This is a genomic window from Nocardia sp. NPDC020380 (assembly GCF_044386975.1).
Lineage (GTDB): Bacteria > Actinomycetota > Actinomycetes > Mycobacteriales > Mycobacteriaceae > Nocardia.
Genome location: NZ_JBIRVQ010000008.1, coordinates 187,263 through 201,762, shown reverse-complemented (window position 1 = coordinate 201,762; position 14,500 = coordinate 187,263). Strand labels below are relative to the sequence as shown.

The 14,500-nt window shown below is 62.3% G+C and carries 13 protein-coding genes; 6 read left to right on the top strand and 7 right to left on the bottom strand.

The features are described 5' to 3' along the window. Positions 1 to 59: 59 nt before the first annotated feature. Both ACH438_RS23515 and ACH438_RS23510 read left to right on the top strand, forming a co-directional pair. Positions 60 to 821: a phytanoyl-CoA dioxygenase family protein gene (locus ACH438_RS23515; RefSeq protein WP_397008610.1), complete on the top strand. Its 762-nt coding sequence runs from the start codon at positions 60 to 62 to the stop codon at positions 819 to 821. A 100-nt stretch (positions 822 to 921) separates the two neighbouring features. After that, complete coding sequence (locus ACH438_RS23510; protein WP_397008608.1) at positions 922 to 1,431, top strand: hypothetical protein; 510 nt, start codon at positions 922 to 924, stop codon at positions 1,429 to 1,431. A gap of 17 nt (positions 1,432 to 1,448) precedes the next feature. On the opposite strand, the gene ACH438_RS23505 is transcribed toward ACH438_RS23510, so the two are convergent. After that, positions 1,449 to 1,592 carry a hypothetical protein gene (locus ACH438_RS23505; protein ID WP_397008606.1) on the bottom strand — a complete coding sequence of 48 codons (144 nt, stop codon included), beginning with the start codon at positions 1,590 to 1,592 and terminating at the stop codon, positions 1,449 to 1,451. Continuing rightward, on the bottom strand, positions 1,592 to 2,167 hold the full coding sequence (locus tag ACH438_RS23500; RefSeq protein WP_397008604.1) for an ADP-ribosyltransferase: 576 nt from the start codon (positions 2,165 to 2,167) through the stop codon (positions 1,592 to 1,594). The genes ACH438_RS23505 and ACH438_RS23500 overlap by 1 nt, the downstream gene beginning before the upstream one ends. Before the next feature lie 296 nt (positions 2,168 to 2,463). Between ACH438_RS23500 and ACH438_RS23495 the strand changes: the two genes are divergently transcribed. Continuing rightward, positions 2,464 to 3,804 carry a replication-relaxation family protein gene (locus tag ACH438_RS23495; RefSeq protein WP_397008602.1) on the top strand — a complete coding sequence of 447 codons (1,341 nt, stop codon included), beginning with the start codon at positions 2,464 to 2,466 and terminating at the stop codon, positions 3,802 to 3,804. 198 nt (positions 3,805 to 4,002) lie between these two features. Here the strand turns inward: ACH438_RS23495 and ACH438_RS23490 are convergent, their stop codons facing one another. Then, positions 4,003 to 4,542 carry a hypothetical protein gene (locus ACH438_RS23490; RefSeq protein WP_397008600.1) on the bottom strand — a complete coding sequence of 180 codons (540 nt, stop codon included), beginning with the start codon at positions 4,540 to 4,542 and terminating at the stop codon, positions 4,003 to 4,005. A 318-nt stretch (positions 4,543 to 4,860) separates the two neighbouring features. Between ACH438_RS23490 and ACH438_RS23485 the strand changes: the two genes are divergently transcribed. After that, entirely contained in the window at positions 4,861 to 5,619 is a 759-nt protein-coding gene (locus ACH438_RS23485) for a hypothetical protein (RefSeq protein ID WP_397008598.1), read from the top strand. Between the two features lie 45 nt (positions 5,620 to 5,664). Here the strand turns inward: ACH438_RS23485 and ACH438_RS23480 are convergent, their stop codons facing one another. From ACH438_RS23480 to ACH438_RS23470, 3 genes are all read right to left on the bottom strand, one after another. Continuing rightward, on the bottom strand, positions 5,665 to 7,149 hold the full coding sequence (locus tag ACH438_RS23480; protein WP_397008596.1) for a plasmid pRiA4b ORF-3 family protein: 1,485 nt from the start codon (positions 7,147 to 7,149) through the stop codon (positions 5,665 to 5,667). A gap of 79 nt (positions 7,150 to 7,228) precedes the next feature. Beyond that, positions 7,229 to 8,068: a hypothetical protein gene (locus tag ACH438_RS23475; RefSeq protein ID WP_397008594.1), complete on the bottom strand. Its 840-nt coding sequence runs from the start codon at positions 8,066 to 8,068 to the stop codon at positions 7,229 to 7,231. Continuing rightward, a complete protein-coding gene (locus ACH438_RS23470) occupies positions 8,049 to 9,134 on the bottom strand; it encodes a hypothetical protein (RefSeq protein WP_397008592.1) in 1,086 nt (361 codons plus the stop codon). The genes ACH438_RS23475 and ACH438_RS23470 overlap by 20 nt, the downstream gene beginning before the upstream one ends. Positions 9,135 to 9,333: 199 nt before the next feature. On the opposite strand from ACH438_RS23470, the gene ACH438_RS23465 reads away from it, so the two are divergent. Beyond that, positions 9,334 to 9,561: a hypothetical protein gene (locus tag ACH438_RS23465; RefSeq protein ID WP_397008590.1), complete on the top strand. Its 228-nt coding sequence runs from the start codon at positions 9,334 to 9,336 to the stop codon at positions 9,559 to 9,561. Between the two features lie 377 nt (positions 9,562 to 9,938). After that, positions 9,939 to 11,018: a replication-relaxation family protein gene (locus tag ACH438_RS23460; RefSeq protein WP_397008588.1), complete on the top strand. Its 1,080-nt coding sequence runs from the start codon at positions 9,939 to 9,941 to the stop codon at positions 11,016 to 11,018. A 211-nt stretch (positions 11,019 to 11,229) separates the two neighbouring features. Here ACH438_RS23460 and ACH438_RS23455 read toward each other — a convergent pair whose 3' ends face one another. Then, positions 11,230 to 14,397: a zinc-ribbon domain-containing protein gene (locus ACH438_RS23455; protein WP_397008586.1), complete on the bottom strand. Its 3,168-nt coding sequence runs from the start codon at positions 14,395 to 14,397 to the stop codon at positions 11,230 to 11,232. Positions 14,398 to 14,500: the final 103 nt, after the last annotated feature.

The window sequence follows — 14,500 nt, the reverse complement described above, 5'->3', positions numbered from 1 at the left end:
CCACCGCTGAGCCGTGTCGCATGGAAGTCGCGCCCCTGCCAGTACATCAGGAAGCCTCCATGACAACCTCAACACCCGAATTCACACAGTCGGCCGCTGACGCGTTCCACACGGACGGCTTCCTCGCCTTCCCCGAACTCTTCACCGAATCCGAGACAGCCAGATATCGGCAAGCGGCCGAACGCATCATCGACCCCGCCAACCACAACGCACAGATCGGACTGATCACCACCACCGACGCCTGGGAGAAAGACCCGACACTGCGCGAACTCGCCCTGCACCCACGCCTCGGCACCCTCGCCGAACGACTCGCCGGCCGCCCGCTACGGATCTGGGGCGGCGAGGTGCTGGCCAAGAAACCCCACGAAACCACACCCAGCCACCTCCACGACGACCTGGTCACCAGCCTGCTCGACTCACCGATCACGTTCAACGCCTGGATCGCCCTGGTCGACGTACCCATCGAACGCGGCGCGATGACCTTCCTGCCCGGCTCACACCGCCGCCCCGGCCCCGAACGCGTCGCGCTGGACCACATCCAAGACAACACCTTCCCGACCTACATGGTCGAGCACTGGCCACAACTGGAATGGCACCCGCGCATCACCGTCCCCCTGCGCGCCGGGGGCGTCACCTTCCACCACAACCGCACCGCCCACGCCGCAGGCCCCAACACCACCGACCAGATCCGCCTGGCCTTCGTCGTCACCTTCACCGACGCCACCGCCACCTACAAACCCATACCCGGCCACGACCCGCTCCCCATGAAACCGGGCCAACCGATCGACCCCGACCGCTATCCCCGGGCCTGCGACCGGTAACGACAAACACTCGGCCCCTGGTGCATTCGCGTACTGTCCGGCCTGCTCGACCACCCGGCACACGATCACAACGTGCATGAGCACCGCGGCAGGCGGGCCGGTGCAGCGTGTGCCGGCCGTGTCGACGCACGGCCCGGCCGCGCACCGTGCTCCTCCCGCGTTCGAAAACGGCACCCTCGACCCCGAACTCGTCGGCGGACGCCTGACCGAACTGCGTTCCAAGACTGCGCAACTCCTTGCCCGCCGCGACGAACTCACCCAATCGCTTGCCAACGCTCCAACTGCGCCCGCGCCCGCCGTCCTGGACCGGATCGCCGACCACATCACCGAGATCATCACCAGCGGTGACCACACCCAAAGCAAGGCATTGATCGAAACCCCTGGTCGCACATATCAAGATCGACGGACCAGACCGGCTCATCCCCACCTTCCGCATCCCCCAACCCGGAAACGAGAACGGGGCCGGTACCGCAGACGCGGTACCGGCCCCGACGGGATCGGTTCGTGCAATGACCCTTTGGTGGAGCTGACGGACCAGCGTACGAACCGCGCGGTGCTGGTCGACGGGCCGGAAATCCTCATTCGAGGAGTGGGTGCCCGACGGCGATAACAGCTGACCGAAGCCGCCTACTTGGCGGGTTTGACGGCCGACGGACGTGGCGGGAGCTTGCGACCGACAATCTTCTCGGCCTCGCGACGGCGCTCCGCGATCTGCTCCGGCGTTAGCTTCACCCGCGTGACGCGGCTGGATCCCTCCGTCAACGCGCTCATCACTCGTCTCCTCGCACGATTGCTTTGATGCGCCACATATTACGCGTGCCGTCCCGCTCGACACCAACGACGAACGGGATCCGCGCGTCGATCACCAGGACTTCTTTCTCCGCTGGCTCCTCGGCAAGGTCACCCAGGAGCAGGGCCGGTACGCCCGCTTGCACTACCAAATCCAAGATCACCGGGTCGACACGTATGTACGAATGCGGCGGAGTAGCCGAACCCGATGTCGATAGAAAGCCATGGTGTATGAGTTCTGCGTCGATCAGCGCATACGCCGAGTCCGCATCGACGATGCCATACTCCGAAGCCTCGACTTCTCTGGTGACGCGAACCGCGCTTTCGAGCGGATACTTCGCCAGTCCTGATCTGATCAGGCGAATGCGTCGCTCGATTGCCGGTGTCATCGCGATCTCGCCCCAAAGCGCCTTGTTGATGGCGTCGTGCGAGTTGTAGGTATAAGCGCGAATGACATCTGCTTCGCCCTCTGTGAGCCGGTCGCCCCGCTGCCCCGCCAGGGCCGTCTCCGCCAGAGGAATTGCGTCGAAGCCGTACTCGTCCCCCTCATCCGCCACGTCCAGGATCCTGGTCCATATCCGGGCCCGACACGCGGAGATCGCAGCCAAACCCACCCGACACGACGTACTACCGCAACTTGATCGCGAACGATCAGATCCTGCCGCACACGCTACCCCGAGAATCGGCGAAAGCCCCTCCAACACAAAGAAAACCAGGCCCAACGTTTCCGCTGAGCCTGGATTCCATGAGTGGACCTGACGGACCAGCATACGAACCGGGCGGTGCTGGTAGACGGGCCGGACATCATGATCCGGGCGGTCGGTTCACGGCAACCGGTCGGCGATGATGCCCGATGACGGGCCACGACGACAGTGCGTCTGCGGATGGGATGGCGCTTGGTGGCGCGGATGGGGCGGCGGGTGCTCGGCGTCCTATAACTGCCAATCCAAACGCCGAACACGCCAACGGTATCCGGGCCGATCAGGCGCACATTCGAGGGGCGGGGCCGAAATCCAGAATGAATATCAATACTCGTAAAAATTCCCACGTAGGGCCGCGCGGCGGACACTGCGTGCATCGTGGCGGGCACCCGGACGCAGGTCCCTGGTTCCGTCTCCTCGACCGTGACCGCCGTCTTCTCTCCCTCCTTGCCGAACATAAAGTCCTCACCACCGACCAGATCGCCTCACTCGAATTCGCCTCCGTCCGCCGCGCCCAGGACCGACTGCGCAAACTCCGCGAGATGGGCATGCTCTTCGCCTTCCGCGAATCCCTTTACGGCGGCGGAACCAGCCAAACCCGCCACGCCCTCGGCTATCCCGGCGCACGCCTTATCGCCGCCCAACGCGCCCAGAAACCACCCACCCCAGCCGCCTATGCCCTCAGTTTGGAGCGCCTGGCCTGCTCCCCAACTCTCGACCACCGACTCGGTGTGAATGGCTTCTTCTGCGAGCTGGCCGCCCACCGCAACCCCGCCCTCCACCATCTCGCGACTGCGAATCCGGTGCAAGGACTGACACAGTGGTGGTCGGAGAAACAATGCACCGACATGTTTTGGACGCACATCCTCCGCGATGACCAACTCCACCCCGACGGCTACGGATGTTGGGAAGAGCACGGTCGTGTAGTGCGATTCTTCCTCGAATATGACACCGGCACCGAGTCATTGAGAACCGTCACCTCCAAACTCGCCGACTACCAGAGCTTCCCGACCGACAACTTCGGGATTCTCCTGTTCTCAGTGCATTCGGCCCGCCGCGAAACCGGATTGCGGACCGCTCTACGCCGCGCGCTCGGCAGCTCGGACCCCGGTCTGGTGATCGCCACCACCAGCCGAGACCTGCACCACCCCCACGGCCCAGCAGGGCCGGTCTGGGCCATGTGGACGGCCACCAACGGCGACACCATCACCGAACGTCTCCCCTTGGCCGACTTACCCGAACGTGGACCGCGAATCATCCATCACCCCAGCCTGATCAATCCCTGCAACGAGGCCGACTTCGACCACTACGACCCAACTGTTTATGACCTGTTCATCACAAACCAGCGGCAGCCGGACACCCCGCACCCAGCTCCAATCGCACCCCTGCACAACGAGACCGACCCCACCGACCAGGACATCCTCATCGAGTGGGACGACCCGACCCCGGAAGGGTTGCGACGGTCGATATCTCCCCCCGATCTCCTCAGGTAACCCAAAAGCGGCCGACTACGTACAAACCGTATGAACGGCTCACGGCGACAGCGAATCTCGCGTACGGGCAACGCCATCTCGATGGGCCTCGTGAACGTTGGCGGCCGCATCAGTTGCGGATGGCGAACCTGTAGCCGCTGAGCAGGATGCATCCAATGGTCGTGTGCCTGCGCGCTCTTTGGCTAGATTTCGGGACGCTCAGTGCGCTTGCCGAAACATTTTGACCGTATGTTCGAAGAGCTGGTCTGAGTGAAAAAATTCACGCTCCAAGAATCTACCCAAATGCATATCTTGCACATCGGATAGCCTCACGAAATTATTGTAGCGGTCAGTTCGACCAAGCAGATCGATAAGTTCAGCCTCTATGTCAGCCCACTGTTGCGGAGTAACGAACCACACAACTCCGCTATTTGAATCACCGTCGATCGGCTCATACGGAAGTAGCGAAACCACGTCGACACTGCCAGCACGCTCGGGGTTCGGCGTTGCCGAGTATTCCGAGGTCAACAGGGCCCATAGCCACGCATTGCTCTCGGTGGCGATTGGGTCGTCGTTCCGTAAGCCAGAATAGCTCCATGGAGGCGCAATTTCAGATACGTCCGGAACGAAGCGAATCTCGATTCTTGAATTGAGAACGAGGATGTACACCCGATCAAACAACTCGGGATTATCCACATCAACCGACCAGGACAACCGCTCCACATGGATGCGAAAATCTCGATCATTCGGAACCTTCATAACAAGCCTCCTTAAAGAGTGCGCCCAGACTGTCGATACATGTACACAAGGGAATCTATATCCGGAAAGTGCTCATTCGCCCAGATTCTATCCAATCCCCTACTCTTCGGATGGACTCTTACCACCTTTTGATACTGCCGCCACCAATCCTCGACGCCAGCAGCGTGCTCGTCAAGGAGCTCCTTGTTTGCGCCACGAGATGAAAGCCACAGATATTCCTTCAACCGGTTATGAAATTCCATAATCTTATCTTGTGCACTCGTCATCGTCCCTGGTGCAAATTTCAGCTCCTTCGGAGCCTTGCCTGCAGCTTCGACAATGCGGTCCGTTACTGGCGGATTGTCCCCACTCATCACCCGGCGCGACGAACTCACCGCCGCGCTGGCGAACGAACCCACCGCGCCGAAACCCGCAACGCTCGACGGCATTGCCGACCATATTGCCGACATCATCACCAATGGCACCCGTACCCAGGCCAAGGCGCTGATCGAGACCCTCGTCGCCCGGGTCGCCATCACCGGCCCCGACCGCCTCGTCCCCACCTTCCGCATCCCCCAACCCGGAAACGAAATTGGGACTGGTACCGCTTCAGCGGTACCAGTCCCAATGGAGTCGGTTCGTGCAATGGCACGATTGGTGGACCTTATGCGAGCTTACTCGAACCAGGGCACCCTAACTTCCACCCTCGAAAAGCTCCGCGAGCGCGTCTCTGACCAGCCGAAACGCAAACCGTCGACAGACACGGCGCAGGTACACGCGCTGGCTCGACGACTCACCGACACGGACCGGACGAAGATCATCGCCGCCTACGAAGCCGGAGCCTCAGCCAATCAACTCGCCACCGAGTACCAGCTCGCCAAGGGCAGCATCCTCGACATCCTCCACACCGGAGACGCCGCCATCCGCCGACAGCGCCGACTCTCGAGTCAGGAGATCGACCAGGCCGTCATCGACTACCAGGACGGCCAATCCCTCGCCCGCGTCGCCGACCGATTCAACGTCCGAGCCACCACGATCAGGGCAGCGCTCGAGCGTCGCGGCGTCCCTCGCCGCGACAGCCACGGCCGCGCACGATGAAATCCCGGAAGAGATAGCACTCCAGTTCAATGGAGAACCGCATAGTCATCCGTCCAATTGCCTGGACGGCGATTGGCTGGAATTGCGAACCTCGCTCGCGTGCAACTGTTTCGATAATCCGCTGAGTATCGTGCACGCGAAGCCCGCAGCGTCCGTGCTGGGGATTTGCGCGCTCGGATAGATACCCCGTTGCCAGGTCAGCATGCCCAGGTGTTCGAGGAGATCTCGGACCGGCCGGGTCGCGTCGCGGATGGCGGCATGGAAATGGCGGGCGTCGATCATCCAGCCGAGCGCGGGCAGCGAGCCTCGGACGAAGTCCTGCGGGTCGTCGACGTCGCCGGTGAGCGCCAGCAGGTACAACAGGCCGCCATGTTGCTGATAGGGCTGCTTGGACAGACCGAAGGCGCGGCTGGCGATGTAGCGCCAGAGGCCGATCGGATCATTTTGCAGCGCACGGGATTTGGCGGTGGGAAGCAGTTGGCCGCGGTGTTTGCGCAGCAGGCCGAGTGCCTGGGCGGATTCTCGCAACGACAGGACCGGATAGGTTTGGTCCTCCCGGTTGCCCTTGCCGATCCATTCGCCGCGCATGTCCAGCTCGTCGTACAGGGCCTGGACCACCTTGGGCGGGAGGTACCCGGCGGCAGTGAGTTTCACGCCGTCGCCGACGTGGTCGAGCAGGCGCCGGTAACGGTACAAGGCGCGTTCAGCGACGGCCGCGTCCACCGGCACGGGCGTGTCCAGGCGGGCACGGCCGATCAGGATCAGCAATTCGCGGCGCAGCATCCCGTGTGCGGCGTCCACCAGTGCCGCCAGCGCGGGCGGCAGGTTCGCGGCGATCTCGTCGGTGGTGGTGCGGCGCACGAACCCCGCGAGGGTGCGATTGACCTGGTCGATGTCGAACGGAGTCGGCGGATGCGTCAACGGGTCGGACTCGTCGCCGAACATGTCGTGGAATTCGGTGAGGGCGGCGGCGTGCCGCGGATCGCCGGGATCAGTGGCGGCGGCGAACAATTCGTAGCCTTCGATGCCGCCGCAGTCCTCCGGCGGTCCGGGCCGCTGACCGTCGAGACAGCTCGCCAGGGGCGCGTCCGGTTGCTGCGGCAGTACTGCTTCGAGGGTGATCGTGTGCTGCCAGTCGTCGCCGAAGTCGTAGCAGTAGAACAGAACGTCGTCGGGCTCTCGGAGCACCTCGTCGAGGCGGACCTGTTCCTCGGGCACGCCGGGCTGGTCACCGTCCTCGGTCATGTACGGGCACAGGTAGTACTCGGTGAGCGGGTCGTAATAACTCGGTCCGCTGCCGAATTGATGCAGATGACTATCCGTCCAGCCGAACGCGGTCTGGATCACCTCGTGCAATTCGTCGAGAAACAGATCCGAGGACAAGTCCAACCGGCGCCACAATGGCGGCTGCGTGTCGCCGAGGTCGATGTGAACCCGGTAGGTGATAACGGCGTCACGCCGCGGCCGCCGATGCGTTGGAGGCACCGCGCGCAGATGCCGGCGTTTCCCGTGTCGGTCGTCATCGTTCATTCGGTCAGCCTATCGAGGCTCGATGCCCTACCTGTGGTCGGCGAAGATTCGCGCTGCGATCGTCCTGCCTGCAGCCCAATCATGGTGCGCGAAGGCTTTCGAGCAGATCAGCGGCAAGGATGGAGACTGCGGCTGCGACCTGTTCCGGGTCACCCACTCCTTCCTCTGCCCGCCCAGCCATCACAGACCCTGTGGCGGCGGGTCCGGGTGCGAACAACTCCGCGAGATAGCGAATAGCCTCCTCGGTAGCTTCCCTGCTCAGGTCGTCGCCGAGCAGAACAGCGAACGCGGTCCGGAGCTCCTCCGTCTCGACAGCCCTCAGGATGCGGTATGCGTCATGCGCGTCTTTGTCGTTGAGGCGCACCGGATTCCCAATGCGTTCCGCGATCTTGTGGCACTTGGCGACGAGCAGGGCAGCAGGTCCTGCCACGTTCGCGTCGATGCCGCGGCGGTCGGCGGGGTCGAGGGATTCGACACGGATCGTGCTGTGGTCGACCAGTGTCGCTTCCAGTCCGCGGGCTCGCCGGGTGGCCTTCTTGTCGTGGGGTGGGATGCGCGCTCCGCGCGCCTGTTTGCCGCCTGGTCCCGCGAGCTGTTCGGGAACCATCAGATCAACGGGAATCCCGGCGGCATTGACCCACGATCCGGGCTGACCATTTGCTGACGGAACAAATCCCGCGGCCCGCATCGCTGCCTCGATCTTCGGATCATCTGACAGCCGGCGGGGGTCGAGAGCGACGTCGCTGTCCTTGGTGGCTTCGGCGAGTGCGACATCGATACCACCAGTCCGCAGATAAACTGCTTGCGCGCCAATGACGACCACCGCCGCGCGCTGTTCGGCGAGCGCTTCGAGAGCGTCGAGTAGCACGGTGCGCGCACGAACAAGCAGGTCGGTTGTGTCATCGCCAGGATTGCTCATTGCGCTCCATCCAGTCGAGAAGTTCTTCGGCTTCAGCCGGTGCCCGCCCCGGGCCGGTCATGAGATCCACCGCAACCTGCGCCGGTGCGGCGACCTGCACACCCTCGAGCGCCTCCACCGACCGCGTGAGAACGACAGGGTACGCGGGCCGGGCGATAAGAACGTTGGCGCCAGTGTCGGTGGCACGCAGATCCCATGCCTTGGCGGCGATTTCGGGATCGGCCGCATACACCATCGCCGACCGAGTGGGCGCATGAGGCGCCCAGGTGGCGGCGGCGACCGAACCGGTCACCGCATAGCCCTCTACGTCGGAGCCGCGCACCGTGTCCAGAAAGGCCGGAATACCGCGCGGCGCGATCCAGCGCGTGACCTCATTGGTGTGCAGGAACTGATAGTCCTTACTCCAGCGCCGCAGCAGCGCCACCCAATCCGGGATGCTGATGACCCCACCATCGCGTATGGCGAGGCCCTCCGCCTCTAGGAACTCGATCACCCGATACACCGACCCCGTCGACGCACCCGACACGCGCACAAGTTCCCGCACCTTCCACGGCCCGACGAAATCCAGCAGGGCCCGAACGACTTTGGTCGCCGGCTCCCCCTTCATCGTGGTCCGCGGTCGCCCCGGCCCGCGCCACGGATCACTGTCCGCGCCACGATCGGAGACGAACAAGGCTGGCGAGTCCACCTGCAAGCGGATATTTCCGGTCGCATCGACATACGACAACCCCGCTGAAGCGAGCTGTTCCCGGACAGATTGGGACAGATACCGGGAAACAACGACCGCGACGCTGCCAGGTCGGTTCCCGGTGAGCGTCGCGAGATGGATTCTCATCGCCGCCACATCACGCACCTCGACCAGCGCCTTGGCCTCGACGATCAGGTCGACCTCCTGCCCATCCGGGGCACGCACTGACACCGCACCATCGGCACGACCCTCCCCTACCCGCGCGTCACTGTGGACGGCGAGCGACCACGCCGTCGGCAGGCGGTCTCGCACCACCGCCACTGCCGCCGACACGACGTCCGCAACGGCGGTCGGAGGCGCAGAGCCAGAGTCGATCATGTTCCGATAATAACAGTGTTCCGCCGCGTACGGAACATGATAATTTACGGAACATCCGACCCCAATCCGGTCCAGAGCGACCCGATCCGAAATCCATCACGCGACGGGCCAACATCCTCACACAACAGCGGAACTACCTGCACAGCAATACAATTCGTGAGACAAAAGCACAATTCGCGATCTGGCTACATGAGTCACCATGACCAAGAAACGCGGCAACTCGAAGCCCGAACGGCGAATCATCGTCGAAGGCATCCAGCGAGAAGCGCCGGATCTGCACAAACTGGTCCGAGCCATCCTCACCCAGGCCAGACACGACAACGAGAGAAACAACCGAAACCACACCAGCCCCAGAAGTAACAACACCTCGGGCGACTCGAACCCACATGACGACGGTTTCCCCAGCTCAGAGCCACCCAAAGCCTGAGCCGCCAAACAACAAAACAAACCCGCAGGTCTGTGACCTGCGGGTTTCCTTCGGGTGGACCTGACGGACCAGCATACGAACCAGGCGGTGCTGGTCGACGGCCCGGACGTGATCATCCGGGCCGTAGGTGCCCGACCGGTCACCGGCGGCGGTGCCCGATGACCGGCCACGACGAACGCGGGTCTGCGTTTGGGTCGGCGGATGGCAGCGCGGATTGGTCGGCGTCTGCTCGGCGTCCTATAACCGCCGCCCCAAACGCCGAACACGGGATCGGCATCCGTGCCGCTCAACTCCACAATCCAGGAGTGGGGTCGAAATCCCGACTCAGTATCGATACTGAGGGTTCATCACGTGGGGGACGGCGGCACCGCCGTGGCGTGCACCGCGGCGGATATCCGGATGCCGGTCCCTGGTTCCGACTGCTCGATCGTGACCGTCGTCTTCTCTACCTGCTGAGCGAGCACAAGGTGTTGACCACCAACCAGATCGCGGCGCTGGAATTCACCTCGACCCGCCGCGCTCAAGACCGACTGCGCAAGCTGCGTGAGATGGGCATGCTGTTCGCCTTTCGCGAGTCGCTCTACGGCGGCGGCACCAGCCAAACACGCCACGCCCTTGGCTACTCCGGCGCGCGCCTGATCGCCGCCGCACGTGCCGAGAAGCCACCGACCCCGGCCGCGCACGCAGTGATGCTCGAACGACTGGCGTGCTCGCCGACCCTCGAGCATCGCTTGGGTGTCAACGGCTTCTTCGCCGCGCTCGCCGCGCACCGCAACCCCGCCCGCAACCAAGGTATTGCGAATGTGGAGGGGTTAACGCAGTGGTGGTCGGAACGTCAATGCGCCGACCAGTTCTGGACCTCACCGCTCGACCCCACCCCGATCCGCCCGGACGGGTACGGCTGCTGGGAGCAGGGCGGGCGGGCGGTGCGGTTCTTCCTCGAATACGACACCGGCACCGAAACCCTGTCCACCGTCGCCGCCAAACTCGCCGACTACCAGAGCTTTCCCACCGACCGATTCGGAATCCTGCTCTTCTCGCTGCACTCCAGCCGCCGCGAAACCGGGCTACACACCGCCCTACGCCACACCTTCACCAACAGCGACTCAGGCCTGGTAATCGCGACCACCGCCCGCGACCTCACCCACCCAGACGGCCCAGCAGGCCCGGTCTGGGCGTTGCTGACCGCCAGCAACAGTGACACCGCGACCGAGCGGCTGCGGCTGGCCGAGCTACCCGAACGCGGCCCACGCATCTCCCACCACACCAGCATCGGCCAGCCCTACAACGAAGCCGCCTTCGACCATGACGACCCGACCATCCGCGACCGGTTCCTCACCAACCAGCCACAGCCCACCAGCCTGTATCCAGCTGCGGCCGTGCACCTTCACGACGAGACCGCCTCCACAGACGACAACATCTTCATCGACCTGGACCGCGACGATGAAGAGTCCTGAGAGCGGTAATCGATGAACTCTGATGCCGGACGGCACGTCGAGATCTATTGGCATCGGCCCGTACCGATTATAAGACGTTCAGGGCGCGCGCAGCACTTGAGCCAGACTCACACGGCGAGCCTGCTTATGGTTCGCTTCAGTCAGTTCCTTTATTGTGTACCGTGAAATTTCGATAACGCGAGCATGCTCGAAGATTCGAAACCTAGATCCGTCACATCAAAGTCTTACATGCTGGACAGAGGAAGACCTGCCGAATTCTGTTTGTTGGTCTAGCTTTCCATTCGTGCCCACAGTCGCCGCAGAGCCACCAATAGTCGTTGCTGGAACCGGCGTTGATCCCATCTGGTGTAAGGCCGTCATTGCGCGTTGGATGCCATTGTGCCGCGATTTCAGGCACCTTCTCTGTGAGTGAGTTTCCTTGTTTGGCCGATCTGAGCTTGGCCCCAGTTCTCTTCGCGCCGCACGGCTTGCACGCTGGGTTACCGGGTGTAGCTTGCCATTCGTGGGCGCAAACTGGGCACTGCCACCAAACCCGAGTGTGACTGTTCGGCGTAAGGCAGAGTGGATCGATATTCTTATTCTTGCCTCTGTGCCAAAGGTTCTCTATTAGTTCTGGTTTAAGGTCCGCGAGGGAAGCACCCGGTTCGGGCGTCGACCTACGGAGACTTGTTTGCCGTCCAGCGCACTTCTGACAACCATGCCCCTCGCGGGCACGTGACCTGATGAGTGCTTTCCAGCTGTTGTTACAAGCACCGCATCGCCACCACACTCGCTCGGAACTGCCGGCTTTGAGATCGGCCGGCGAGAGTGTTCCATTGAGTTCGTGATCCCATTCATCGACTAGTGCGGCATGGGTATCCAGCAGGGACTGCCCTGGCCCCGGGGTGCGAGTGCGTTTGCCGCGTTCTTTGGACGAGCATGCTCGACACCCAGACCCTGTGGCCATTCGACCCGCGATGGACCGTCGCCATGAACGCCCGCACCGCTCGCACAGCCACCATACAGCTGTGACGCTACCGGGTTGAAAGTTGGTGGGGGCAAGATCCTTATTCCTGGTTGGGTGCCACTGAACGGCGAGTTCGGGGTATAGATCGGCAAACGACTGTCCGGGCCGCGGAGTGCTCCGTGCAACGCCACGGATGCGGGCCGCACATGGGCGACACCCTGGTTTCTTGGGGGTCGCCTGCCACCGGTGACCGCATTCAGGGCAACACCACCAGAATTGCATGGATGTCGAGGGCTTAACATCGAAAAGTGTACTGGAGCCGTTTCGGGTTGGATCGAAAATATCGAGAAGTCGAGGATTTGCGTCCGCTGCCGATTGGCCGGGTTTGGGCGCTCGACTTACGGCCGAACGTTTTGCGCAAGCACATTGCGGACAAGAGGTTCCGTCGGATGTCCGATGCTTCACCGAAGTGATCCATTCGTAGGCGCATCTCGTGCATATCCACCATGTGCGAGCTTTGCTACCTGGGTTGGTGAATTCTGGTCGCCTGTCTCCGTTCTCGGTGGGATGCCACTCGGTCGCGATACCCGGAAACAGGGCGGCGAGACTTCGCGTGTGATGCCGATATATCACCGCATCAGCGTCGGCGGTGCCCCAAGGATCGAGATCCTGGCGATAGTCATCGAGAAAAATAGGATGAAAGCCCAGCGATTCTATCTTGGCGAGAACCCTGAGCGCCGCTTCTTTTGCATCAGCATTCCCACCCACAATGACATTGTTTAACGTAAGTAGGGTCAATGGAGCGCTCCTGGCTCGGATGACCGTCCAACCAGCAGCAACGAGCGCATTCGTCTGCCTTAAGTCGCACTGCTTGGCCTCTGATCCCGCGTGGTACAGGCTTCCGTCGAATTCGACTACAATCTTCCACTCGGGCATGACGATGTCAGCGTTGATCGGCGCTCGGCCATCCACCTGGATTCGTGGATGATCGTGATCAACGGGGCAGCCTGCCGCGGCAAGTTCGTAGCGAAGTCGGATTTCTTGTTCCGAGGTGCCCCACATGGTGCACTTGGGGCACCCCGTGCCACTCTTCGACGTTCGGTTGGAAATCGATGCTTGCCATATATGGCCTTGCGCTTCGCATTTCCACCAGATCTTCGCTGCGCTGCCAGCTGTATATTCATGGAGCGTCCGCCCAGTATTCTTGGTCGGGTGGAACTGGGCCACCAATTGGGGATAAAGTTCTGCCACCGACCGACCTGGTTGAGGAAGGTGAACGCACTGTGGGCACCCGGTCTTCATTGGGCCGGTTCGCGTGTAGACCCGCGTTTGCCATCGGTGACCTTTGGCCACACATATCCACCATGCATTGATATCGCTACCGGTCATCAGCTCCTCGGGTCGGCGTTCATTCCGTTCGCTGTCCCACTCGGCGACGAGCTCGGGGAACTGCTCGGCGAGTGATTGGCCGGGCTTGGGTATGTCTCGGAGCGGGATGCGCGTCCGATAACTGCACGGCCAGCACCCGGTTCCTGCACTTGTACGCGACGCTGGGGTGGCCTCCCATTCGTGGTGACAGGTTGAGCACCTCCACCAGACCTTCTTCCGCGATGAGCCGGCCATAATCCTGTCCGGCGTGAGATCACCGTTCTTGGTTGGGTGCCACTCGACAACCACTTGGGAAGGATGCTCTGCTAACGACTCTCCGATCGATGGCAAGTTTGCTTTGATACGGCTACATCTCGGGCACCCGGTCTTCTTTCCGGTTGTTCTGTTGGCAACGGAGGTTTGCCATTCATATCCACATGCGGGGTCGTTGCAGAGCCACCACGCACGTGTTCCGCTGCTGACCGTGACTGCCCCAGGCAGTAGTGGGGCATTCTTGGTGGGGTGCCATTGAGCGGCTACGGCAGGCCGGAGGTCGAGGAGCGATTGTCCTTCCGGAGGTCGGCGAAGCTTCTCGCCCATTTGCCTCCAAGAACAAGGCGGACATCCGCTGTATGGTGGCGATGTACGAATACGAGGTGCCATCTCCCATTCGTTTCCACAGCTCGTGCAGAGCCACCAGATCTTTTTGTGCAGGCTCGGCCGGATCGTCGCTGCAGACGTCGCTATGTTCTTGGTCGGGTGTACCTGTGATGCGATTTCAGGAAATCTATCGAGAAGTGATTCACCAGGTTTCGCGACGTTTATCGCTGCGGTCCGTCGCGCCGTCGCACATGCGCGACAACCACGTGAATTATTGGCGGTTCGGTTGTTAACGATGGATTCGAACTCGGCGCCGCACTCGGAGCAGAGCCACCACACCGTTCGGTTGCTGCCAGGACGTAGGTCTGCGGGTGTCAAGTCGCTGTTCCGATGTGGATGCCACTCGCGGGCTTGCTCGGGAAACAGGTCCGCAAGCGATTCTCCGGGTTTGGGCGCTCCTCGCATCCTTGACTTCTCCTGTCTCCCTCATCCGCTGTGTGCACCGCAGGCTACTGCTATCCACTGACATACTCGGGCGACCTTGGCTTGCAGCCGGTTCCGGTCCGAA

Coding starts and splice junctions, on each gene's coding strand:
- ACH438_RS23515 (WP_397008610.1), top strand. CDS start 60: ATGACAACCTCAACACCCGAATTCACACAGTCGGCCGCTGACGCGTTC.
- ACH438_RS23505 (WP_397008606.1), bottom strand. CDS start 1,592: ATGAGCGCGTTGACGGAGGGATCCAGCCGCGTCACGCGGGTGAAGCTA.
- ACH438_RS23495 (WP_397008602.1), top strand. CDS start 2,464: ATGACGGGCCACGACGACAGTGCGTCTGCGGATGGGATGGCGCTTGGT.
- ACH438_RS23490 (WP_397008600.1), bottom strand. CDS start 4,542: ATGAAGGTTCCGAATGATCGAGATTTTCGCATCCATGTGGAGCGGTTG.
- ACH438_RS23485 (WP_397008598.1), top strand. CDS start 4,861: ATGCGGTCCGTTACTGGCGGATTGTCCCCACTCATCACCCGGCGCGAC.
- ACH438_RS23480 (WP_397008596.1), bottom strand. CDS start 7,149: ATGAACGATGACGACCGACACGGGAAACGCCGGCATCTGCGCGCGGTG.
- ACH438_RS23475 (WP_397008594.1), bottom strand. CDS start 8,068: ATGAGCAATCCTGGCGATGACACAACCGACCTGCTTGTTCGTGCGCGC.
- ACH438_RS23470 (WP_397008592.1), bottom strand. CDS start 9,134: ATGATCGACTCTGGCTCTGCGCCTCCGACCGCCGTTGCGGACGTCGTG.
- ACH438_RS23465 (WP_397008590.1), top strand. CDS start 9,334: ATGACCAAGAAACGCGGCAACTCGAAGCCCGAACGGCGAATCATCGTC.
- ACH438_RS23455 (WP_397008586.1), bottom strand. CDS start 14,397: ATGCGAGGAGCGCCCAAACCCGGAGAATCGCTTGCGGACCTGTTTCCC.